The organism is Pantoea sp. T14, from assembly GCF_036663535.1.
In the GTDB taxonomy this organism is placed as follows: Bacteria; Pseudomonadota; Gammaproteobacteria; order Enterobacterales; family Enterobacteriaceae; genus Pantoea; species Pantoea phytostimulans.
Genome location: NZ_JAWUEB010000025.1, coordinates 31,360 through 52,839, shown reverse-complemented (window position 1 = coordinate 52,839; position 21,480 = coordinate 31,360). Strand labels below are relative to the sequence as shown.

Here is a 21,480-nt window from a genome sequence, read left to right as displayed (position 1 = left end):
ATTAGCGCACCTCTTTGTGTTGTTGAAGTTGTTGCCAGTCGGGATAACGGCGCGGAGAACTGCTGATCGCCAACGAAGCAACATCAATGCCCCATTGCAATGCGGTGTGCGCAGATTCTTGATAGAGCAATGCCGTCAGAAAGCCGGCGTTAAAGCTGTCACCGGCACCAATGGTATCGACCACTTTCACCGGCTGAGACGCGACATGCATTTCCTGCAAGGAATGCCAGAGGCGTGCGCCGTCAGCGCCGCATTTCACTACGCAGCCACCTTTGCCACTGAGCTTGGTGGCCAGTTGTTGCGCGCAGGATTGCAGAGAAGGCAAATCTGCCAAACCCAAGGTTTCGACTTCATTCAGCAGTAGCCAGTCGCAATGCTTCAGCCAGACGTCAATCTGCTGGCGCAGCGCAATCGACCAGCCTTCAGGTGGCCAGCCGGTATCGACCGCCACGATAAAACCGCGCTGTTTAATCTCTGCCAATAAGGCGGGATAAGCCGCATAAAGCTTGAGGCAAAGGAAGGTGCCGCACAGCAGTACGATGTCACCCGCTGTGGCTTGCGCGGGCAGTTGCGCCAGAACATCTTCAGCGGTGAGTTCGGTGATGTGACCGCGATTACTGATAAAAGAACGTTCATTATCCGGGTGCGTTAAGCCCACCGTCAGCGAGGTTTCGCATGAGGAAAGTGGCCAGTGCGCTGCACTGTGTGGAAAGTGGCTTGCCAACCAGGCGCTAAAGCCATCATTGCCCTGATTCGCGATGGCGCGATGGGGAACCTGCATCGCTTCCAGCGCCAGCGCGCAGTTACCCGCCGAACCGCCGGGACGCAATTCACTGTGCTGCAACATCACTTCTGTACCGCGCTGAGGCCAGTCGTTAAGTGTACTCATGATGAGATCAACGTTGATGTTGCCCACCACATATAAAGTATTCATCCTTTACTCCCGCCACTGGCCAGGCCGCTTACCAGCGTTTTCTGGAGCCAGATAGCAATAAACAGCGGTGGGACCGACGCCAAAATCCCGATTGCTGCTATCAAACCATCATCGGTAGCGCGGCCAGCGGTGAACCCGGCAATCGCAACCGGCAAGGTTTGCGCCGAGATATTGCTGGTAAACAGCAGCGCATAGAAAAATTCATCCCAGGCGAGCAGCCAACCAAACAGCGCCGCTGCACCCAAGACCGGTTTTGCCAGCGGCAAGGTAATACGCAGCAAAACTTGCCAGAAGCGTAATCCATCCAAACGCGCGGCTTGTTCAATATCACGCGGCAGTGAGTCGAACTGATTTTTCAACATCCAGGTCAGGAACGGCAAAATCAATGAGCAATAGACGATGACCAGGCCGGGGCGGGTATTAAGCAGATCCAGCTGTTGCAGCAAAAAGTAGAGCGGCAACACGAAGGCCACAGGCGGCACCATGTAGATGGCCAGCGCACCGAAAAGCCAACCATCACGGCCTGGGTAGCGTGAAAAGCTGAATGCTGCCGGTATCGCCAGAAACAGCGAAATCAGGGTAGCGACACTGGCGACTAATAAACTATTGCCCAACGCATGCAGGAACAGATTGCCGGGTTGATTGGGGGCCAACGATACCAGTCGCGTGTAGCGGCTGAAATCCCATTCACGCGGCAGCCACTCCAGCGGCACGCGTGACAGATCGCCGGTTGAACTCACGCTCATCAGGAACAGCCAGCCCATCGGCGCCAAAATAGAGAGTGCCACCAGCAAAGCCGCACCGTAGCGCAGCAGAATACGCAGGTTAGTTTTCATAAGCGGAACTCCGGCGACGCTGACGCCATAACATCAGCAAATAGATCGTGATCAGCAGGGCGCACATCAACGTCATCAACATGGCATAGGCGGCACCGCTGCCCGCGCGCAAATAGCTGAACGACTCTTGGTAAACAAAAAAGCTCAGCGTTTTAGTGCTGTCGACGGGACCCCCGCGTGTCATCACATAGATGATGTCGAAGATTTTAAAGGCATCAATGGTGCGTAACACCAATGCCACGCCGAGCGGTGCAACAATGGCCGGAAAGGTGATGGCGCGAAAACGACGCCAGGCAGAAGCACCGTCTAAGCGAGCCGCTTCAAAAAGATCGTCGGGAATGGATTGCAGCGCCGCCAACACTAACAGCGTGACCAGCGGATAGTTTTTCCAGATGTCAGCGAACATCACCGCGTTCAGCGCGGAGTCAGGCGATCCCAGCCAACTGCGATAACCGTCGATGATCCCGAGTTGCGTCAGCAGCGCATTAATGCTGCCGTAATCAGGATTGAAGTTAAGCCGCCACATCATGGCATTAACGATGGTCGGCAGCGCCCACGGCAGAATCACCAATACCCGCAATACATTGCGACCCGCGAATTTCTGATTTAGCAGCAGCGCCACCAGCACGCCGATAACGCCTTCAAAAGCCACCGATACCACAGTGAAATAGAGCGTACGCAGGATTGAGGTTTGAAAATCTGGATCGGTCAGCGCATAAACATAGTTCTCAAGACCGATCCAACCGGGCGTTTCGCCGCTGCCAATCAGCGCCGCATCGGTAAAACTTAACCAAATGGTGCGCAGCAGCGGCCAGGCAGTAAGCAGCAGCATCACAATGATCATGGGTGCAAGCAGCACCCATGCCTGACGCTGTTCGCGTTGACGCAAACTCAGCATCGTTGCTCCTTAACGCAAGCGCGCAGCGCTTTTATCGACGGTTGCCATGGCATCTTGCGCTGGCGTTTTACCTAACAACACTTGCTGAAGTTCTTGCTGCAGCGTATTGGAGAGGCGCGAATAATCCGCAGTTTCAGGACGTGACAACATCACGTTTAGTGACTTGTCCGCTGCGGCAATCAAACTCTCCTGATCTTTTTTAACCGCCTCATCCTGATAAGAGGATTTCCAAATCGGCAGACTAAGTTTGGCGTATTGGTTTTGTACCGGCTGAGAGGTCATATAGGTAATGAACTGCCACGCTTGCTCAGGATGTTCGCTGCCTTTCGCAATGCCCAATCCCATCGAGCCGTTAACCGCGCCCACTTTGCCCGGTGCGTCTCCAGGCGCGGGCAGGATACCGACATCACCTGCGACCTTGCTCTGTTTGGGATCGTTGGCCATGTTGTACATGTAAGTCCAGTTAAGCGCGAAAGCGGCATCGCCATTAGAGAAAGATTTGCGGACATCCTCTTCAAGATATTCACGCGATGCGGGATTACTCAGACCTTCATCCAATGAACTTTTCATAAGTTTCAGCGCTTTCAACGAGGCGGGACTCGTAAAGTTCAGCTTACCGTTTTGATAAAATTCACCACCAAAACCAGAAACCAGCGTGGTGTAATCGCACACCAGCGCTTCAGCCTGCGACCAGCTCCAGACCAACGGATATTTAACGATATTTTTCTGCTTGATAATCTTGGCGTCGTCCATCACCTGTTGCCAGGTTTGCGGCACGTCGGTAATGCCTGCTTTTGCCAACATCGCCTTGTTGTAATAAAGATATTTGGTATCCAGAATCCACGGCATGCCAAGGGTTTTGCCCTTATAAACCACGGTGCTCAACGCGCCGGGGAACACCTTTTCTTTCTCTTCTGGCGTAATACGTGAACTCACATCCTGCAGCAAATCAAAACGGGTGAATTCGGCAGGCCAAATCGCATCAAACAGCACCACATCGTAGCCGTTACCACCTGCGCCTTTTGCCGCCACGATTTTGTCATGCAGCGCTTCATAAGGCACAAACTCAAGGTTCACTTTTACATCAGGGTGTTGTTTCTCAAAATCTTGCGTCATGGCGCGAATGTCATTTTCGCTGTAAGCCGCTTGCGTCATGAACAGGGCATTGATTTGGCTGGCCGCGGATGCGCTACCAGCACTCAACATCAGTAACGCGGCGAGGCCGCCTTTGAGTTTCGGAGTGAAACGTTGGGTCATGATGATCTCCACACAGCAGAAACAGAGCGGGATTAATAAATCAATTTGATTGATTTAATCAGAGGCGTAACTTAGGCCAGCTTGAAACCGCTAACCTGATAACACTAAGCAAACGCCATGCCATAACAGGATCAAGGCGCAATAACGCTTAGGAAAGACTGCGCTTTTGAGGCCAATCTGCCTATCATCACGCGCTGAAATTGTGTGCAGGATCAAAGATATTATTTGATCAGCCCTTTTTCGCAGCCGATACTGAGCCACTTGCTGTTATGGACATCATCATGAAAACCTCGGGCACTAATTTAGAACATGCACGTGCGCACAATCGCCGCGTCATCATTGAAGCGATTCGCCTAAACGGTGAACTTACGCGGGCTGAGCTGGCGCGGTTAACTGCGCTGACGCCGCAAACTGTCTCTAATATTGTCGCGGAACTGGAGCAGGCCGAGCTGCTCACCAGCCGCCAGCCGCGACGGAGCGGACGTGGGCAACCCTCCATTCCAGTCGCGATTAATCCCGCCAGTGCGTGGTCGATCGGCATTCATCTTGATCATCAAACATTGTTGCTGGTGCTGGTGGATCTGAGCGGTGAAATTCACTTTCGTCGCCTTGTTATGGTGCAGAAGCCGCAACCCGCTGCTACGTTAGCGCGCATCGCGGCACTGCTTGATGAGATGCGCGCCTTTCTCGGGGCGCAGTGGCAAAAAGTGTTGGGTATTGGCGTCGTCATGCCAGGCCCGTTTGGCGTAGAGGGAATCTCATCTGTTGGGCCAACCACACTCAACGGCTGGGAAAATATCGATATTGAAGCGGAGCTTGCTGCATTAAGCAATCTGCCCGTTACGCTGGAAAATGATGCTACCGTCGCCGCTATTGGTGAACGATTCCACGGAATTGCGCGTCAGCTTAACTCGTTTATCTATCTCTATATCGGCACCGGTTTGGGCGCCGGCATCTTTACTGATGGGCATATTTATACCGGCCATGCGCACAACGCCGGTGAAATAGGGCACATCGTCGTGGAGCCGGGCGGGCGGGCCTGCTATTGCGGCAATCAGGGATGCCTGGAACGTTATGTCTCGTTGCAGGCAGCGTATGAATTTTGTGGGCTGGATCCCATGAGCGCGCTACCGGAAGATTTATTAAATATTGAACACGCGCAATTTGATGCGTGGATTGAGACGGCACTCACGCCGCTGCGTCAGGCGATCAACATTCTCGAATCGGTATTTGATGCGGAAGCCGTGATTATTGGCGGCATGATGCCAGCGGAATTACTTGAAAGAATCGTCAAGCGCTTGCCGCCATTGTATCAATCTGTACGTGGGCGTTATCTTGATGGCATGCGGCTGAAAACCGGCATGAGCGGCAGTGATACCGCTGCGCTGGGTGCCGCAGCCTTACCCATATTTGACGAATTTAATCCGCAGTTTCAGGTCTTGATGAAATAGCGAGGCGCTGCAGATAATCAGCAGCGCCCGGTTTATTAGCCTGGATAGATACCACGATCTTTACGTGCCATCAGGATACGTTCACACGCCACAATGTAGGCTGCGGTGCGCAATGAACAATCCTTCTCTTTGGCTTTTTCCCACACGTGGACCATCGCTTCAGTCATGATTTTATCTGAGCGCTGGTTGATCTCGTCCTCGCTCCAGAAGAAGCTGGCCATGTCCTGCACCCATTCAAAATAACTCACGGTGACGCCGCCTGCGTTGCAGACCACATCGGGGACCACGATGATGCCACGCGTTGCCAGCATGTCGTCCGCGTCAGGATAGGTTGGACCGTTTGCGCCTTCCAGCACCAGTTTGCAGCTCAGCGTTTCAGCGCGTTGACGGGTAATTTGACCTTCAAGCGCGGCAGGGATCAGGATATCCATCTCCGTGCTCCAGAAAGCCTCTTTATCAATATGTTGCGCACCGCTGAAACCGGCAATCTGCTTGTGCTCAATCTGCCATTGTGTCAGGGCGGCCATGTCGATGCCGTCTGCGTTGAACAGCGTTGCCGTGTGATCCTGAATCACCACCACGCGCGCACCTGCTTGATCGAACAGTCGTGCTGCTTCGCTGCCGACGTTACCGAAACCTTGCACCGCTACGCGCGCACCTTCTATTTCGATGCCAGCACGGTGAGCAACTTCGCGGCCGGTGATAAATACACCGCGCCCAGTGGCTTTTTCACGTCCCAGCGATCCACCAAGGTGAATGGGTTTGCCGGTGACCACGCCGGTAATGGTGGTGCCATGATTCATGGAGTAAGTGTCCATCATCCATGCCATTACTTTGCTGTTGGTTCCCACGTCCGGCGCAGGAATGTCTTTTTGTGGCCCAATAATGATGCCGATTTCGCTGGTGTAACGGCGCGTCAGACGCTCCAGCTCACCTTCTGAAAGCTTAAAGGGATCAACACGAATGCCACCTTTTGCGCCGCCGTACGGTAAGTTAACTGCCGCACACTTGATGGTCATCCAGGCAGAAAGCGCCATCACTTCATTAAGATCAACGTCTGGATGGTAACGAATGCCGCCTTTTCCTGGCCCGCGTGAGAGGTTGTGCTGAACGCGATAGCCTTCGAAATGGCGAATGGTGCCGTCATCCATTTGCAGGGGGATATCAACGATCAAAGCACGTTTAGGATGACGCAGCGTATCTATCCAGCGTGAAAGGTCGCCGAGGTAAGGCGCTACGCGGTCAATTTGCTGTAAATAGGTTGACCAGGCAGATGTGCTAGTTTCAGACGCGTAAGATAACTTAACCATATAAAAACCTTTCTTAATGAAGTTATTTATTGTGTAGGGCCGTGGATGTGGAGCGCATTTAACCGCGCAGACATAATTTATCACTGCTGGAAAAAATATGATGTCGTTGCTAGGGCTAACCCAGCGCCAACATGCTCTTTAAAGCGGAAATTAAGTGAATAATTATCCAAAATATGGCCGCGTTATAGCTGCATAAAAATGCGTAAATGAGGCGTAAGCTGTGCATATAAAACAATTTTTAATGAGTTTGTAGATCTTTGAAGGGCTTCATAAAGTGAACTTATTGTTTATAGGACGTATTGACTTTGTTGCACCATCAAGGTGCATGAGAGAAAGTAATCAGAGGGTGAGATAAAGTAATGAGTGAGGCAGGGATTAAGCTTGGTGATCAACAGATTAGCGTATAACGGCTGGCGAAACCGGTTATAGCCATTGTTCAGCGTCACAAGGGAATGACATGAAAGACCAAAGAAAGCCAGCGTTGCTGAAGTGAACATCGACGCTGGCATAAACACGTTATTGCACGAGTGCGTGTTCTGCTTCTTGTAATTCTTCCTGCGCTTCCGCTAGCTTATGCTGACGCTTTTCAATTTTGCTGGCGCGGCCTTCGGCCTGTGCTTGCGCCAATTCTTGCTCGCGTTTTTGAACATCCTCTTTTTTAGCCGCTACTTTTGCCTGGCGCTGTTTTAACAGTGAACTGTCGTTACAGTGAGATTCAACTTCGCGTAACGCTTTTTCCAGTCCGGCAACGCGGGACATATTGTTATGCTGTTTTGCATATTTCAGTTGTTGCTCAATATCCGCTTTTTTCGCAGCGCATCCGGTCAGTTCACTGGCCGCTTGTGCAGATGAAGCAGTCAACGATAATAAGAGTGAAAGAGCGAGCAAGGTAGTTTTCATAGAGGTTCTCGTTAGGCTTAAATAAGATGCTGCCTATTATATTCAGGAACCTTAAGAGAATCTTACCCAAAAAAAATATCTGAAGGACAGAGAAAAGAGCCGGAATTAACCGGCCTTAAGCTGCGCCTGATTGCCAGGTGTTAGCAGGAAGGGAATTAAATGAGTAGCGCAAATTTTTATCGGGACCGCTCAGCATGACCGCTTTGCCCGCTGCACGTTCACTATCAAAGTAGTGATTCATCGATTTACTGATGCCCGCGCCACACCACATAACATGATGTTGATACTGAGCCGGTTTCGCTGCGGGCTGTCCAGACATTAATGTCGAGACTTCAACGTGAAAACCCATTGCGGTTAAACGAATCGCTTCCAGCCAAATTTCGCTAACGTTCTGTACACTGACCGCTTCGAGAAACAACGGAACAGTTTCCCCACGTCGAGAAGAAGCGCGCATGACAATCCCCGCTTGCTGTCGAACGCTCTGTTCGAAACGCGCCAATCGCCGTGATGAACCCTGGCGATGATCGGCATGTAGCCACTGGTTTAGGGGACAAAGCAGCTTAAAAACCAAGTCATCGCCACTGTAGTCATTCGACATATCGCGCATTTTGCGCGAAAGCGAAAGCGGTGTGCCATATTCAAGTTCCCATAACATGTCGCCTTTACGCGCATGCCAGCCGGAAGTCGAAACTGGACGATGTAACGCTTTACCACGTTTGATTTCTTTTAGCGTCGCACCTGTCGCTGTTAAGGCAACAAGGTCGTAAATTTCGTTTAGCTGATCGTCACTCCAGCCCTCGTTTTGTAATGTGTACGCAAGCAGGCCCTGATGCATCCAGCGTTTTAAATTTGCCGGGTGCGTGCCAGTCAGTGCACAAATAGTATCAGTCGTATGGAATTGCATAAGATGCCCTCAGATGAGGGAATGGCCGCCGGGTTAACCGAGGATGAGAGGGCACTATGAACCTCATAAAAATAAATAGATAGGTTCTCACTGCCTAAAATGCGGACAAACTCATTGCTGAATAATACATGTTCACTTCTACGTCTTGATTTTAAGCGATTATTAACCCAAACGGCAGCATCAGAATTTATCTATAAATGTTAAGCATAAGCACAGCATTTTTAGTCATAACCTTTTGGTGCAAAACAACATTAGCGCATTATTTCACCGCAATAAGGCTGAGAAGTCAGCGACGAAATCTGGCATGAGCGACTTTTACACAAACCTGACGTTAAAACCCATTTTTAAGAGCATGCCGAGGGAGGCTGCGCTTTCATCCTTTGCCAGAATCGCTAAAATAGACAGTTCATTTGTTTGGGAGAAAGACCGCCATAATGCGTTATCGTTTTACACTCGCCGCTATAACGGCCGCCACGTTGCTGGCGGGATGCGCTAAGCATTCATCAAAAGATGCACCGAATGAATTCGCTGCTGGTCCAACGCAAATCAATGTTTCGCACATTGTGACGCGTGCGGATGATGGCTCAAATGTGTACCTGACAGTAGACGGCAAAGATGCTGGCGAATTACTCAATGGTGACAGCATGTTGATACATGTGCCTGCAGGCAAACACAAAATTGGTGGCTACGTTCCGACGCTGTTTGGCTTAGGCCGCGTAACGATTGCACCGGTTGAAGTCACCACGTCGCCCGAGAATGTAAAAAAAGTGGCTTATTCCGTCACGCGTAATCAGGCTTCTTTTGCTGAACACGACGACGCGCAAGGTTAATGATATTTCGCCCGGCGCGTTACGGCGCGCCGGACATATTGATAGATTGCATTGCTTGTTTGAGCACGTCCAGAAAGGTGATAACCCGCACGGGCAAATGCCGTGAAGTAGGGAACAGCGCCCAAACCGCTAACATTTGATCCTGCACGTCATCCAGCGAAATGGCAATAAGCTCGCCGTTAATTAACTCCTCACGTACGTCCCATGCTGTCAGCTGTGCTAATCCCATTTCTGCCGTACAAAGTGCACGCACGCCTTCAACATTACTGCTACTAAAGCGGCTTTTTACGCTCTGAGCTAAACGGCGCAAAGCAGGCGGTTCGCTAAAGGCCCAACTCACTGAGAGAAGGGTGATCATCAGGGCGACGGCCTTGCGGCCAGTGAAATAGCCGCTGGCTTTCGCTTATAGCCAAATCATTAATGCTGGCAAAACGGCGCGTCATTAATCCGTTTTCGTCAAACTCCCAGTTCTCATTACCGTACGAGCGGAACCAGTTATCGCCATCGTCATGCCATTCATAGGCAAAGCGAACAGCAATGCGATTGAGGTGAAAACTCCATAACTCTTTGATCAGACGATATTCATGCTCGCGCTGCCATTTTTCAGTCAGAAAGGTGACAATGTCACTGCGTCCATTAATAAACCTGTCGCGATTACGCCACTGGCTCTCTTCGGAATAGGCTAAAGAAACACGTTCGGGTTCACGGCTATTCCAGGCATCTTCAGCCAGACGAACTTTTTGAATAGCCTGGTCGGCATGCGTGAAAGGGGGTAAAGGTGGGCGCGTGTTGCTCATGAAATCTCCTGAATACACTAAAAAGTCATGATGAAACGTCAGATGTCTGCCAACAAAGCTTTAGCCGTCAGCTCATCGGTAATCAATCCTGTTAGTAAACCACTTGCCAACACTGCGCGGATGGCCGCAATTTTGGATGCACCACCGGCTAACGCAACGATTTCATCGCGGCGTCGTATATCCAGCGAAACAGCCAGCGTGCGTGCGGTGAGAGTGTTATGGATCATTTGACCGCGTGCATCAAAGAAATGACCAAGCAGTTCGCCGATGCCACCCGAAGCTGAAATATCACGAATTTCTGTTTCTTCGATCATTCCCGCTTCTACTAACTGTGCGGCAGGTTCCACGGTACCGATTCCCACTAATTTCACTTCGCTTTGCGCGGCCATGGCAAAGACTTCGCTTACGCCACGTTGCGCCAGCAATACATCACGATCTTCTTCGGTATTGGCAAAAAAGGGCACCGGCATCATGTAGGCCTGTGCGCCGGTTTTTTCTGCAATGCGGTGCATAACATCATGGGGATTAAGCGCGTAATGACGCGTCAGGCATCCCAACAAGGAGACAAAGCGGATATGGTGTGCATCAAGGCGAGGTAATTGATGAATGGCAGCAGAGAGTGTACGCCCATGTCCTAAACCCAGCGTTGTGGGTTGAGTGGAGCAGAGCAAGTTGCGCAGATAATCAGCACCCGCCATGCCCAATGCGCGCACCGGCAAACCTTCTTCACCCAAATCAGGCGCTACGCGACAAAGACGTAACCCGTGACGCTCACGCAACTGATTCTCCAGTTCAACGCAAGCCACGATATCGCCATCAATTGAGACTTTTACTGCGCCTTCTGCCACCACACGGGCGATCAAACGATGGGTTTTAACCGAAGGCAAACCCAGACGTTTTGCCACTTCAGCCTGCGTATAGCCGCCGACGTAATGCAGCCAGGCGGCACGAAGCGCGAGCGACTCATCATTGTCAGGTGAAGTGGGCGCAGATTTCATAAATGAATCAGATTTCCAGCGCGTGAATCTGGCTAACCGCATTAGCGGCTTCTTTGCCTTTCTTCACGAAATGCGCCGTGTAGAAATCGATGAACTCATCAGCGGGCTGGAAGTTATGCGGTGTCAGAGAAACGGAAAAAACCGGCACATTGGTAGCCAGCTGCGCCTGCATCAATCCTGTGACAACCGCCTGTGCGACAAAGTCGTGACGATAAATGCCACCATCTACTACCAGTGCGGCGCAAACAATCGCGTCAAATTTGCCGGTCTGCGCTAAACGTTGAGCCAGTAACGGCATTTCAAACGCGCCGGGCACATCCCAGGTTTTGATTTCGAACGGTGTTCCGCGGCTTTCAAGTTCTTGCTCAAACCCAACAAGGGCTTGAGAAACGATTTCGCTGTGCCAGTTTGCTTTGATAAAGGCGACTTTCAACGGCTGCATGACTTACTCCAGTAAAAGTGACATGACGGGTTAGCGGATCAGATTGAGATCCTGCACCCCCGAATCAATATGGTTGGCCCAGAAGGCAACGCTCTCGGCGATATCCGCGACCACCTGACTGTCGGTGGGTTCGCGCTCTTTGAAGCTGAGTTCCAGGCAAATTTCATTGTCTTGCGCGCCGCCTTTAGCAAACGCGTCAAGCAGCGGAGCCGGTTGGATTCGACCGCCAGTATTATACTGTAATGTAAACGGCCTGTGCCCGCCTTTATCCAACATACTTTGTTTTATATGGATAATCGGCGAATAACGCGGCACTGCTTCAGCCCAGGCATAGGGATCGTAATCGCGTGGATCGGCAGAGGTAACATCACCGTGATCGATATCTGCCATCATCCACAAAGGTATCGCCAGGTTTTCCCCACTCAATCGTTGCTGTAAAGCCATACAGGCTGGCAGAGTCTCGCCAAACTCACGACCCACGCTCATTGGCTCCCAGAACAGATAAGATAAACCGGCGGATTTCGCATGTTCAGCCACTTCTGCCCAGCAATCGATGGCAATATCGATCATCTGCTCGCGACGGGCGATATCGTTAAAATCTTTATAAGTAAAAATGGCGAATTGCGAGCCCACCGCATCACCGCCAAGCTCAGCGGTGATATCAGCGAACGTTTTAAACCAGTTAACGTAATAGCGTCGAACATCCGCATCGGGATGACCAAAGTGATTCAGCCTGCCGTAAGGGCCGGTCATACCCGATGTGATGCGAACACCCGTTTCGTTCATTGCCTTTTTCATGCGGCGCGTCATCTGCATGATGGTTGACGCCTCCCAGCTGGGATTAATAAATTCATGCGTAAGCTGTAAATCCCGCACGCGAATCTGCTGCGCGACGGTATGAATCAAATCTTCAGGATCGGCAAAGCGATTCACCAGTGGATTAGTATTGAGTGAAAGCGTCAATGGCATGATCGGCTCCTTATCCTACGTTAACACGCAGCGGTTCAGGTGACGTTGTCACAAAAGTGGCGTCAAACCATTGCGTAAAGGCTTGCTGCTGCTCAGGGCTGAGATGCAATTTATGTTTGGTGCGGCGCCACATCACATCTTCAGCCTGCTGCGCCCACTCTTTCTCAACCAGATAGCGCACTTCGGCTTCATAAAGTAATCCGCCAAAATGGCGACCAAGATCGGCTATCTGAATGGAATTACCGACAACTTGAGATAACCGTGCACCATAGAGGCGAGCATAGTGTTTGCGTAACGCTTGGGGCAGCCACGGATATTGCGCTTTGACCTGCTGTAGAAAACCCTCGAAGTCCGCGTTGGCGATTTCACCGCCGGGCAAGGTCGCGCCGCGTGTCCAGTTTGGCCCCATAGTCGGGAAGAAAGGCGCCAGTTTTTGCATCGCATGTTCAGCAAGTTTACGGAAGGTGGTGATTTTGCCGCCAAAGACGTGCAGCAGCGGGGCATTTTGCTGATCGTCCAGATCAAAAACGTAGTCGCGCGTGACCGCAGATGGATTGCCTTTGCCATCATCAAACAACGGTCGCACACCAGAAAAACGGGTAATAACATCGCTGGGCGTAAGCTTCACTTTAAAATAGCGATTAACGACATCAATAAGATATTGCTGTTCAGTGTCATCAGCCGTGACGGCTTCAGCTTTGCCTTGCCACGGAATATCGGTAGTGCCGATCAGCGCTTTGTCACCTTCATACGGATTGATAAAGATGACGCGTTTATCACTGTTTTGTACCAGGTACGCCTGCTGGCCTTCCCAGAATTTAGGCACGATGATGTGCGAACCCTTGACCAGCCGCACGCTTCGGCTGCTGCGGGTCTGCGTGACCTGATTCACGATATCCAACACCCAAGGACCGGCAGCATTGACCAGCACGCGCGCTAAAACCGTCCGCTGCGCGCCGCTGGCTTCATCCTGTAAGGTAATTTGCCATTTTCCTTCCAGCCGCTTCGCTGCAAGGCAGCGCGTGCGCGGAAGAATGGTGGCACCGCGCTCGGCAGCGTCTAAAGCATTCAGCGTAACCAGACGCGCGTCATCAACCCAGCAATCTGAATACTCAAACCCTTTTTTATATTGATCGAGCAGCGGTGCGCCTTCGGGATCGCGAGCCAGATTTAACGAACGCGTGCCGGGTAACTTCTGGCGTCCTCCAAGATGGTCATACAGAAACAAACCAAGACGAACCAGCCAGGCAGGGCGATCGTTCGGACTGTGCGGCAAAACAAAGCGCATCGGCCAGATAATATGGGGCGCAGAGTTCAGCAAAACTTCGCGTTCAATCAACGCTTCACGTACCAGACGAAATTCGTAATATTCGAGGTAGCGCAGGCCACCATGGACCAGTTTGCCGGAGCGTGATGAAGTCCCTTGCGCCAGGTCATCTTTCTCACACATCATCACTGACAATCCGCGCCCAGCCGCATCACGGGCAATGCCTGCACCATTGATACCGCCGCCGATGACAAATAAATCCAGTAGATTTTCACTCATGATTCACTCCTTTATGAAGGCGTCAGGCTTGGCCAAACGCATTCAGCACGCGGATTACTGTTTCAGTTGATGCCAGACCGAGGGCAGATCGCTGCGGATTTGTTGATAGCTGGCGAAAAGATGTTGATAGCGCGCGACCAACTCTGCGGGTGGCGCTTCCGGAGGATCAAGCAGAGGCGTTACCCAGGTTTCCACGCAGCGCTGCATGGTGGGATAAGCACCGATTGCCACCGCTGCCATCATCGCGGCGCCTGCCGCGCCAGCTTCCTCTCGACGACTGCTGCGTACCGGCACACCAATGCAGGCTGAAAGGATCTGGCGCAGGTGTGCAGAACGTATAGCGCCACCGGTCAAACGCAGCTCGCCGGGCAGTGCGCCGCCCATTGCCTGATAGCAATCGCGCGCGGCCATGCCGATACCCTCAATAACCGCCCGAACCAAGTCACCAAACTGGTGGTTGTAGCTCAGCCCAATAAAACTGGCGCGCGCTTCAGAATTCACAAATGGGCCGCGTTCGCCTGCGATGGAGATATACGGGTGATAAAGCAAGCTGCCGGGTTTGGCTTCGCTCAGCCAGCGATCAATGTGTGCCACTAAACGGGCATGATCGGCTTCGCAACCAAAACTGTTAAGTAAATCGCTGGCGACTTTGAGCAACCAATCGAGATTCAACGTTGAGGCCATATTGGTTTGCACCTGCGTGACATAACCGGGCCATGGCAAAGGGATGACATAACCGGTCTGCGCAGGGTTGAGCCAAACATCGTCAATGGCGACGGCACGCAGATGAACGCCGGTGGAGCCCACAATCGAACAGGCGGTATTGGCTTCGCCGGTATGGACGCCCGCACCCAGCGCGGTCATGGCCATATCGACATAGCCCAAACAAACAGGTGTGCCGACAGCTAAGCCGGTCAATGCAGCAGCTTCCCGAGTAAGCGGATGGGTAATTTGTGTGCCATCAATAATCTCTGGCAACAAATCTCGGCGATGTTCCAGCCCCAGCGCGGCAATCACCGTGTCGTCATAGCGCTGATGACGGAAATTACCAAACGTAAAGCTGGCTTCAGAAGGATCGGTGGCGCGCACACCCGTGAGGTTAAGATAAAGCCAGTCTTTGCAGTGCAGCGCCACTTCGCAGTGCTCAAGCAACGCGGGAAAGTGGCGATCCATGTGCGCAAGTTGTGATCCCTGCTGACAAGTATTTAGTCCGGTTCCCGTGGCGTTAAAACGTGCGCCAGCAAGCGCCGAGTGATTCAGCTGCTCAACCGTTGATGCCGCACGCGCATCCAGCCAAATCCAGGCGTCACCAATGGGTTGATTATCGGCACCCACCAACCAGCTTCCATCCCCCTGAGCGGTAACCGCAATCGCCACCACGCGGGCGTTCAGGTTCTCTACGTGTTCGCCCAGCTTGCGCATGGCATTCACTGCGTCTTGCCAGGTTTGCGTCATGGATTGCTGCGCCGCGCCGCCTTCACCACGGTAATAGGTGTTGCGCACTGAGGCGCAGGCGAGTTGCGTACCTTCAAGATCAAACGCCACCGCTTTTACTACGGAAGTACCCGAATCCAGACCCAGAATAATGTCGCGATTATCCATGCATGCCTCCAGGCCTTTGCCGCAGTCGATCGCTGTTAAGAGAAGTGATGTTCATTGCCATCCCGCTTTAAAGGTGCTGACACACTCTGTAGTGGTGTTAACAGCATGTGATTTTTTTGCTAATTAAATTCATACACCACATCTCACTGAGATAACACTTCATTTGTATTATTTTGCTGACTAGACAATATATTTCATTTGAATTAGCGAGGAAGATCACGCTTTTCAGGCGGGTAACGAAATGTGATCGCGGCTACGTTTTATTATTTATACTTATAAAACAGTGAATTAATCTCATTTTAATTTTAGGTTGTGCAAATAAGCGATCCAGATCTCTCTCTGCAAATAAAGCGTTGGCAACTGTTGACAATTTAGTCACATCAGAACGATTCTCTTCACAGTAGTTATCATATTTATAACATTTAAGGCGACGTATATCGCCTGTTGAACAGCCTGAGAGGTCAACATCATGTCCGATGTCTCTACACTTACGAGCCAACTTTCCCGCCGCCGCTTACGGCGCTACAGCTTTATTAGTCTCGCCGTCATCGTGGTGATCGGTGCAATGGCATTGGACACCAAAGTGGTCAAAAAAGGCTCAGCTGACGATGTGCAAGAGCAGGCTTTTTCGCCCGACAGCTACGGCAGCAAACACTTCCCTGATATTCAGAAAGACGTTGCTGCGCGAGCCATTGATGCCAAAACACTGGCAGAAACCTTGCTGGCTAATCAGCAAGAAGCGGCGAAAAAATATGGCGTGGGTTCACCACTTCCGGTGATGTCGGTGAAACTGGAAGGCGTGGTAGAGCAAGGAAAAATGGGCATTTACGCGTTGAAAGTGGCCGATATGCCACAAGGGATACAGGTAAGGATGCAAACTGGGCCAGCCATTACCGGTACCGATCTGCGTGATGCAACGGGCAACATTCAGTTTGGCGATTTCACTAACCAAATCGAGTATCAGAACGCGGGTTCAGCGATTAACCGCGCGATGAAAACCGCCGTGTTAGACAAAGTCGATAACGCTGCCTTAACCGGTAAAACCGTGCAGGTGGTGGGCGTATTTCGTTTACTCAATCCTAAAAACTGGATGATCACGCCGGTTAGTCTGGAGGTGAAATGAGCCCGTTTAACGTTAATCCCGCGCTGTTGAAAGGCGAAGTAATCCTTGAGGCTCGTAACGTGAGCAAGGTTTACGGCTCTACCCACGCGCTGAAAGGCGTCAATTTTGAAATTCGTCGTGGCGAAGTCACTACGCTGTTTGGTGAAAATGGCGCAGGCAAATCCACCTTAATGAAGATCCTGTCTGGGGTAATTAATCCCAGCGCGGGTGACATTGTGTTGAACGGCGAACGCAAAGTGTTTCACTCCGCGACTGAAGCGCGTGATTGCGGGATTTCGATTATTCATCAGGAGTTGAATCTCGCACCAAATATGAATGTGCGCGACAACATTTTTATTGGGCGTGAAATCATGAAACCTGGCGGCGTGAACTACGCCGAAGAGGCACGTGTAACGCGCCATCTGATGGAGGCGCTTGAAGAAGAAATCGATCCGCTCACGCCGGTTGAAAATCTTCGACTCGGTCAACAGCAAATTGTTGAAATTGCGCGAGCATTGTCCGTGAACTCACAAATTTTAATCATGGATGAACCCACGTCTGCATTAAGTGCTGCTGAAGTTGAAGTGCTGTTTCAGGTGATTCGCGATCTGACCAGCCAGGGCGTAGCGATTGTTTATATCTCTCACCATCTTGAAGAAGCACTCGAAATTACCGATCGGGCCGTTGTGCTGCGTGATGGTGTCATGACCGCCTATGCCAAGCGCGATGAAATTGATCTTGAGTGGATCGTGCGCAACATGGTGGGCGACCATTTTGATTTGGGCGCGCCGCCGCAAGGCTACGACTTTGGCTCTACCGCGTTGGAAGTGAAAGATCTCACGGTGAAAGGCAAAGCGGGCATCAAGCTGGTGGACAACCTTTCTCTGAATGTCCGTGCGGGTGAAATCGTCTGTATATACGGATTAATGGGGGCAGGCCGCACGGAACTCATGGAGTGCGTGGCAGGGCGGTTACGTCAGGCCAGCGGCAGCATCTTTTTAGGCCGCGACGATGTTTCAGGTCTGACCATTTCACAACGCATCGCCGGCGGCTTGGCCTTGGTGCCAGAAGATCGTCAGCGAGACGGTTTGGTTCAAACCATGACGGTAGGAGAAAACATCTCTCTCGCCAGTATCAGCGAGTTTGTGCGTGGGCTGGTGCTGTCGACGCGCCGTGAAAAACAGCTGGTTAGCGACAGCATCCGTAACGTGACGGTGAAAACTTCCGGCGGCGAGGCGGCAATTGGCTCGCTGTCGGGTGGCAACCAACAAAAAGTGGTGATTGGCAAAATGCTGGCCACCCGTCCCAAAGTGATCCTGCTGGATGAACCCAGCCGCGGCATTGATATCGGTGCGAAAGCGGAAGTCTTTCGGCTGCTGGCGGACAACGCCAAAAAAGGACTAGCGGTGGTTTATACCACCTCCGAAGTGGGCGAATGTTTGAGCATTGCACATCGAATTGTGGTGATGAGCAAAGGGCGGATATCAGCCATCTTCGATTCCAGCGTAACAAAAGAACGCATTATGGCCGCTTCAGGCGAATCACTGGTGGCATGACGATGAAAAACGGAGAAAAACCCATGACTGACAGAACTCAAATATTGAGCGCAGCACCGCCTGTCACTAAAAAAGCGAGTCCGTCTAAAGGCACGAATATTGCCCGCTTGCTGTTGGAAGGCCGCGCCTTTATTGCTTTGCTGATTATTATCGCGACCTTTTCCTTGCTCTCACCCAACTACTTTACCGGCGCAAACTTTTTAACCATGGCCTCTCACGTTGCCATTTTCGGCTTGCCGGCAATTGGCATGCTGCTGGTGATTTTGAATGGCGGAATTGACCTCTCGGTGGGATCGACGCTGGGCCTGGCTGGCGTGTTTGCCGGCTTTTTGATGCAAGGTGTGAACTTAGAGGCGCTGGGCGTGGTGCTTTATCTGCCGGTGTGGGCCGTGGCGGTTCTAACGCTGGCGATGGGTGCATTAGTGGGATTGGTCAACGGTATTTTGATTGCCTGGTGTCGTGTACCGGCATTCGTCGCGACACTCGGCTCATTGTATGTCGCACGTGGCGTAGCACTGCTGATGACTAACGGCCTGACTTATAACAAATTATCGGGCAGCGAAGCGCTCGGCAATACCGGTTTTGACTGGCTGGGCTTCAATCGCATCTTCAACATTCCGGTTGGCGTATTAGTGCTGGGCGTGGTGGCGCTGGCCTGCGGCTTCTTGCTGAGTCGTTCGGCTTTTGGACGCTGGTTATATGCTTCTGGCGGCAACGAACGTGCTGCGGACTTGTCCGGTGTGCCGGTGAAGCGCATCAAAGTCAGTGTTTATGTGCTTTCCGGCATTTGCGCTGCGATGGCCGGATTGGTGCTCTCTTCGCAGCTGACTTCTGCAGGCCCAACGGCGGGTACCACCTACGAATTAACAGCGATTGCTGCCGTGGTCATTGGTGGCGCGGCGCTGACCGGTGGACGCGGCAATGTGCGCGGCACGCTTCTCGGTGCATTCGTCATCGGTTTTCTCTCAGATGGACTGGTAATTATCGGCGTTTCTGCTTACTGGCAGACGGTATTTACTGGCGCAGTTATCGTGCTGGCTGTGTTGCTGAACACCCTGCAATACGGTCGACGCGGAAGATAGATCTCACTCGCTGCGGCGTTCTCGTCCGTAGCGAGAGTGAATCCGTATACCTGTACCCCAATAATAACGGAGCAATAACATGTTTAATAACAGCAAACGTTTCATTCTGGCAGCCGCCGCTGTCGCAGTCACCGCTTTTGCTACACCCAGCTGGGCCGATAATGGGCTGATGACCATCATCGTTAACGATCCTTCCAATCCTTATTGGTTAACGGAAGGGCAAGTCGCGCAGAAGGCCGCAGAAAAGCTGGGCTATAGCGCCAAAGTCAGCGCGCACAAGGGTGATACCAACACCGAGAGCCAGCTTATCGATACCGCGATCACCAACAAATCAAAAGCGATCATCCTCGACCCCGCGAATGCGGACGGTTCAATCGGTTCGGTGAAGAAAGCTATTGCGGCCAATATCCCGGTATTTGTGATTAATGCCGAGCTTAACCAAAGCGGTTTAGCCAAAGCGCAATTGGTGTCAAACAATGCGCAGGGCGCGGCAGTGGGTGCAATGGAATGGGTAAAACAAGTCGGGGACAACGCAAGCTACGTTGAGCTAGTCGGCCCACCTTCAGATAACAATGCCGCCACCCGCGCCAACGGTTTTGAAACGGTGTTAACGCAATATCCAGACTTAAAACAGGTCGGTAAAGAAGTGGCGAACTGGGACCGCACGCAAGGCTTTAATAAAATGCAGTCGCTGCTGCAGGCGAACCCCACTATTAAAGGTGTTATCAGCGGTAATGATGAAATGGCATTAGGTGCTATTGCGGCATTAAAAGAAGCGGGCAAGCTGAATCAAATTAAAGTCGGTGGCTTTGACGGTTCGCCGGATGCGGTTGACGCAGTGAAAGCGGGCACGTTGGCTTATACCGTCATGCAACCTGTTGCGCAGTTTGCACAGAAAGCGGTTGAACAAGCCGACAGTTTCTTGAAAACCGGTAAAACCGGCGCGGCTTCTGAGAAGCAACTTTTCGACTGCGTATTGATTACTAAAGAAAACGCCGACAAGTTTGTATCACCTTTTGTTTTATCTGAGTAAGTGTGCGAACGACGTTATTGGGCGCTGCGGCGCCCTTTTTTATCGCACATCACTATTTGCTAAATAGTCGATTCGGCGGTGTAATTGGGTCCGAAATGGCATTTTCCTCTCATAATCTCGGATGAACTATGGCGCAAAACCCGCAGGATAATTCTCTCGGCGTATTTATGGCAGAAACGTTACCCAGCGACAGCCGACAAGCACGGCAACTGGCGCGACGCCAACTGATTGCGGAAGCCGTAATGGCCGCAGGCGCCATCCGTATTGAAGAGTTAACCGAGCGCTTTGGCATCAGCCTGATGACCGCGCATCGTGATATAGATGAAATGGTAGAGCGTGGCTTGTTGCACAAATCACGCGGTGTGGTTTCAGCAACCCCAACCAGCTTGGTTGAATCCAGCGATATCTATCGAGCAACGCGGCAACTTGAGGAAAAGCAGGCGATTGCTGAAGTGGCGGCGGGTTATCTTGAAACTGGGCAGGCTATTTTTCTTGATGATTCCACGACCGTACTGCAAATGGCGCGCTTTCTCCCTGCTAAAGCCCCTTTGACCGTGATTACCAATTCGCTGACGTTAATGAGTGAGTTGAAAAATGTGCGCGACATTACGCTGTTGGGCTTGGGGGGGCAGTTCCATAACTGGTGTAACGCCTTTATGGGCCGGATGACACGCAAAGAGATTGCCAGTCTGCGTGCTGACATGTTTTTTGTCAGCATGTCGGCTATCACCGACGACACCGTGTTTCACCAGTCAGCAGAAACGGTTGAAACCAAGCGCGCCATGTTTGAATCCTCGCAGAAACGCGTTCTGATGATGGATAACACTAAGTTTGAACGTCGGGCGCTGCACAGTTTTGCGCATTTAAGCGAGTTTGATGTTGTCATTGTTAACCAGGGTACGCCGGTGCCGATTTTACATCGCCTGCAAGATTTGGGGGTAAATGTGGTTATCGCGCCGTTAAAAATGCCTGCTGTTCGTAAAACTGCTGAAGATTAATATTCACTTTGTTCCCTGTTCACTGCGCCTTGATG

Annotated in this window: 21 protein-coding genes; 7 read left to right on the top strand and 14 right to left on the bottom strand. The window is 51.6% G+C overall.

Translation table 11 applies throughout. The features are described 5' to 3' along the window. Position 1: 1 nt before the first annotated feature. Genes SC127_RS13060 through SC127_RS13045 form a run of 4 tightly spaced genes read right to left on the bottom strand, consistent with a single transcriptional unit; the run spans position 2 to position 3,925 of the window. Positions 2–934: a carbohydrate kinase family protein gene (locus SC127_RS13060; protein ID WP_332626850.1), complete on the bottom strand. Its 933-nt coding sequence runs from the start codon at positions 932–934 to the stop codon at positions 2–4. Continuing rightward, positions 931–1,770, bottom strand: coding sequence for a carbohydrate ABC transporter permease (locus tag SC127_RS13055; protein WP_332626848.1), 840 nt, complete (start codon positions 1,768–1,770; stop codon positions 931–933). The genes SC127_RS13060 and SC127_RS13055 overlap by 4 nt, the downstream gene beginning before the upstream one ends. Continuing rightward, positions 1,760–2,668, bottom strand: coding sequence for a carbohydrate ABC transporter permease (locus SC127_RS13050; RefSeq protein ID WP_243079388.1), 909 nt, complete (start codon positions 2,666–2,668; stop codon positions 1,760–1,762). The genes SC127_RS13055 and SC127_RS13050 overlap by 11 nt, the downstream gene beginning before the upstream one ends. Before the next feature lie 9 nt (positions 2,669–2,677). Continuing rightward, positions 2,678–3,925: an extracellular solute-binding protein gene (locus SC127_RS13045; RefSeq protein ID WP_332626844.1), complete on the bottom strand. Its 1,248-nt coding sequence runs from the start codon at positions 3,923–3,925 to the stop codon at positions 2,678–2,680. 281 nt (positions 3,926–4,206) lie between these two features. Here SC127_RS13045 and SC127_RS13040 point away from each other — a divergent pair, with 281 nt between their 5' ends. Continuing rightward, positions 4,207–5,376, top strand: coding sequence for an ROK family transcriptional regulator (locus tag SC127_RS13040; protein WP_215848421.1), 1,170 nt, complete (start codon positions 4,207–4,209; stop codon positions 5,374–5,376). Between the two features lie 35 nt (positions 5,377–5,411). Here the strand turns inward: SC127_RS13040 and SC127_RS13035 are convergent, their stop codons facing one another. The 3 genes from SC127_RS13035 to SC127_RS13025 form a co-directional block, all read right to left on the bottom strand. After that, positions 5,412–6,686, bottom strand: coding sequence for a Glu/Leu/Phe/Val family dehydrogenase (locus tag SC127_RS13035; RefSeq protein WP_215848420.1), 1,275 nt, complete (start codon positions 6,684–6,686; stop codon positions 5,412–5,414). A 516-nt stretch (positions 6,687–7,202) separates the two neighbouring features. Further along, on the bottom strand, positions 7,203–7,586 hold the full coding sequence (locus tag SC127_RS13030) for a DUF1090 domain-containing protein (protein ID WP_332626841.1): 384 nt from the start codon (positions 7,584–7,586) through the stop codon (positions 7,203–7,205). 115 nt (positions 7,587–7,701) lie between these two features. Then, positions 7,702–8,490 carry a transcriptional regulator gene (locus SC127_RS13025; RefSeq protein WP_215848418.1) on the bottom strand — a complete coding sequence of 263 codons (789 nt, stop codon included), beginning with the start codon at positions 8,488–8,490 and terminating at the stop codon, positions 7,702–7,704. Between the two features lie 434 nt (positions 8,491–8,924). On the opposite strand from SC127_RS13025, the gene SC127_RS13020 reads away from it, so the two are divergent. Then, the gene (locus SC127_RS13020; RefSeq protein WP_215848417.1) at positions 8,925–9,320 is read left to right on the top strand and encodes a hypothetical protein; all 396 of its coding nucleotides are present in this window, start codon (positions 8,925–8,927) and stop codon (positions 9,318–9,320) included. A gap of 19 nt (positions 9,321–9,339) precedes the next feature. Here the strand turns inward: SC127_RS13020 and SC127_RS13015 are convergent, their stop codons facing one another. From SC127_RS13015 to SC127_RS12985, 7 genes are read right to left on the bottom strand one after another with little or no spacing between them, the layout of a single operon-like run. Beyond that, positions 9,340–9,678, bottom strand: a complete 339-nt coding sequence (locus tag SC127_RS13015) for a LysR substrate-binding domain-containing protein (protein ID WP_332626838.1) — start codon at positions 9,676–9,678, stop codon at positions 9,340–9,342. Beyond that, positions 9,644–10,117: a nuclear transport factor 2 family protein gene (locus SC127_RS13010; protein WP_332626835.1), complete on the bottom strand. Its 474-nt coding sequence runs from the start codon at positions 10,115–10,117 to the stop codon at positions 9,644–9,646. The genes SC127_RS13015 and SC127_RS13010 overlap by 35 nt, the downstream gene beginning before the upstream one ends. A 38-nt stretch (positions 10,118–10,155) precedes the next feature. After that, the gene (locus SC127_RS13005; protein WP_332626833.1) at positions 10,156–11,115 is read right to left on the bottom strand and encodes a sugar-binding transcriptional regulator; all 960 of its coding nucleotides are present in this window, start codon (positions 11,113–11,115) and stop codon (positions 10,156–10,158) included. Positions 11,116–11,122: 7 nt separating this feature from the next. Continuing rightward, positions 11,123–11,557 (bottom strand): 6,7-dimethyl-8-ribityllumazine synthase, encoded by a 435-nt coding sequence (locus SC127_RS13000; protein WP_215848413.1) that lies wholly within the window; start codon positions 11,555–11,557, stop codon positions 11,123–11,125. A 30-nt stretch (positions 11,558–11,587) separates the two neighbouring features. Further along, positions 11,588–12,526 (bottom strand): sugar phosphate isomerase/epimerase family protein, encoded by a 939-nt coding sequence (locus tag SC127_RS12995; RefSeq protein WP_215848412.1) that lies wholly within the window; start codon positions 12,524–12,526, stop codon positions 11,588–11,590. A gap of 10 nt (positions 12,527–12,536) precedes the next feature. After that, positions 12,537–14,072 (bottom strand): glycerol-3-phosphate dehydrogenase, encoded by a 1,536-nt coding sequence (locus SC127_RS12990; RefSeq protein WP_243079396.1) that lies wholly within the window; start codon positions 14,070–14,072, stop codon positions 12,537–12,539. A gap of 54 nt (positions 14,073–14,126) precedes the next feature. Next, a complete protein-coding gene (locus SC127_RS12985) occupies positions 14,127–15,674 on the bottom strand; it encodes an FGGY-family carbohydrate kinase (RefSeq protein WP_243079397.1) in 1,548 nt (515 codons plus the stop codon). 469 nt (positions 15,675–16,143) lie between these two features. Between SC127_RS12985 and SC127_RS12980 the strand changes: the two genes are divergently transcribed. The 5 genes from SC127_RS12980 to SC127_RS12960 all read left to right on the top strand — a co-directional run bounded on the left by SC127_RS12980 (position 16,144) and on the right by SC127_RS12960 (position 21,445). After that, positions 16,144–16,797, top strand: coding sequence for a DUF2291 domain-containing protein (locus SC127_RS12980; protein ID WP_332626825.1), 654 nt, complete (start codon positions 16,144–16,146; stop codon positions 16,795–16,797). Continuing rightward, positions 16,794–18,332 (top strand): sugar ABC transporter ATP-binding protein, encoded by a 1,539-nt coding sequence (locus SC127_RS12975; RefSeq protein ID WP_243079399.1) that lies wholly within the window; start codon positions 16,794–16,796, stop codon positions 18,330–18,332. The genes SC127_RS12980 and SC127_RS12975 overlap by 4 nt, the downstream gene beginning before the upstream one ends. 23 nt (positions 18,333–18,355) lie before the next feature. Next, positions 18,356–19,414, top strand: coding sequence for an ABC transporter permease (locus SC127_RS12970; protein WP_243079400.1), 1,059 nt, complete (start codon positions 18,356–18,358; stop codon positions 19,412–19,414). A 79-nt stretch (positions 19,415–19,493) separates the two neighbouring features. Further along, positions 19,494–20,447 carry a D-ribose ABC transporter substrate-binding protein gene (locus SC127_RS12965; RefSeq protein ID WP_243079401.1) on the top strand — a complete coding sequence of 318 codons (954 nt, stop codon included), beginning with the start codon at positions 19,494–19,496 and terminating at the stop codon, positions 20,445–20,447. A 128-nt stretch (positions 20,448–20,575) separates the two neighbouring features. Next, positions 20,576–21,445 (top strand): DeoR/GlpR family DNA-binding transcription regulator, encoded by an 870-nt coding sequence (locus SC127_RS12960; RefSeq protein WP_243079402.1) that lies wholly within the window; start codon positions 20,576–20,578, stop codon positions 21,443–21,445. The last annotated feature ends 35 nt before the right edge of the window (positions 21,446–21,480 follow it).

Bases quoted from the DNA above. Each gene is read 5' to 3' on its own strand.
- SC127_RS13060 (WP_332626850.1), bottom strand. From the start codon at position 934: ATGAATACTTTATATGTGGTGGGCAACATCAACGTTGATCTCATCATG.
- SC127_RS13055 (WP_332626848.1), bottom strand. From the start codon at position 1,770: ATGAAAACTAACCTGCGTATTCTGCTGCGCTACGGTGCGGCTTTGCTG.
- SC127_RS13050 (WP_243079388.1), bottom strand. From the start codon at position 2,668: ATGCTGAGTTTGCGTCAACGCGAACAGCGTCAGGCATGGGTGCTGCTT.
- SC127_RS13045 (WP_332626844.1), bottom strand. From the start codon at position 3,925: ATGACCCAACGTTTCACTCCGAAACTCAAAGGCGGCCTCGCCGCGTTA.
- SC127_RS13040 (WP_215848421.1), top strand. From the start codon at position 4,207: ATGAAAACCTCGGGCACTAATTTAGAACATGCACGTGCGCACAATCGC.
- SC127_RS13035 (WP_215848420.1), bottom strand. From the start codon at position 6,686: ATGGTTAAGTTATCTTACGCGTCTGAAACTAGCACATCTGCCTGGTCA.
- SC127_RS13030 (WP_332626841.1), bottom strand. From the start codon at position 7,586: ATGAAAACTACCTTGCTCGCTCTTTCACTCTTATTATCGTTGACTGCT.
- SC127_RS13025 (WP_215848418.1), bottom strand. From the start codon at position 8,490: ATGCAATTCCATACGACTGATACTATTTGTGCACTGACTGGCACGCAC.
- SC127_RS13020 (WP_215848417.1), top strand. From the start codon at position 8,925: ATGCGTTATCGTTTTACACTCGCCGCTATAACGGCCGCCACGTTGCTG.
- SC127_RS13015 (WP_332626838.1), bottom strand. From the start codon at position 9,678: ATGATCACCCTTCTCTCAGTGAGTTGGGCCTTTAGCGAACCGCCTGCT.
- SC127_RS13010 (WP_332626835.1), bottom strand. From the start codon at position 10,117: ATGAGCAACACGCGCCCACCTTTACCCCCTTTCACGCATGCCGACCAG.
- SC127_RS13005 (WP_332626833.1), bottom strand. From the start codon at position 11,115: ATGAAATCTGCGCCCACTTCACCTGACAATGATGAGTCGCTCGCGCTT.
- SC127_RS13000 (WP_215848413.1), bottom strand. From the start codon at position 11,557: ATGCAGCCGTTGAAAGTCGCCTTTATCAAAGCAAACTGGCACAGCGAA.
- SC127_RS12995 (WP_215848412.1), bottom strand. From the start codon at position 12,526: ATGCCATTGACGCTTTCACTCAATACTAATCCACTGGTGAATCGCTTT.
- SC127_RS12990 (WP_243079396.1), bottom strand. From the start codon at position 14,072: ATGAGTGAAAATCTACTGGATTTATTTGTCATCGGCGGCGGTATCAAT.
- SC127_RS12985 (WP_243079397.1), bottom strand. From the start codon at position 15,674: ATGGATAATCGCGACATTATTCTGGGTCTGGATTCGGGTACTTCCGTA.
- SC127_RS12980 (WP_332626825.1), top strand. From the start codon at position 16,144: ATGTCCGATGTCTCTACACTTACGAGCCAACTTTCCCGCCGCCGCTTA.
- SC127_RS12975 (WP_243079399.1), top strand. From the start codon at position 16,794: ATGAGCCCGTTTAACGTTAATCCCGCGCTGTTGAAAGGCGAAGTAATC.
- SC127_RS12970 (WP_243079400.1), top strand. From the start codon at position 18,356: ATGACTGACAGAACTCAAATATTGAGCGCAGCACCGCCTGTCACTAAA.
- SC127_RS12965 (WP_243079401.1), top strand. From the start codon at position 19,494: ATGTTTAATAACAGCAAACGTTTCATTCTGGCAGCCGCCGCTGTCGCA.
- SC127_RS12960 (WP_243079402.1), top strand. From the start codon at position 20,576: ATGGCGCAAAACCCGCAGGATAATTCTCTCGGCGTATTTATGGCAGAA.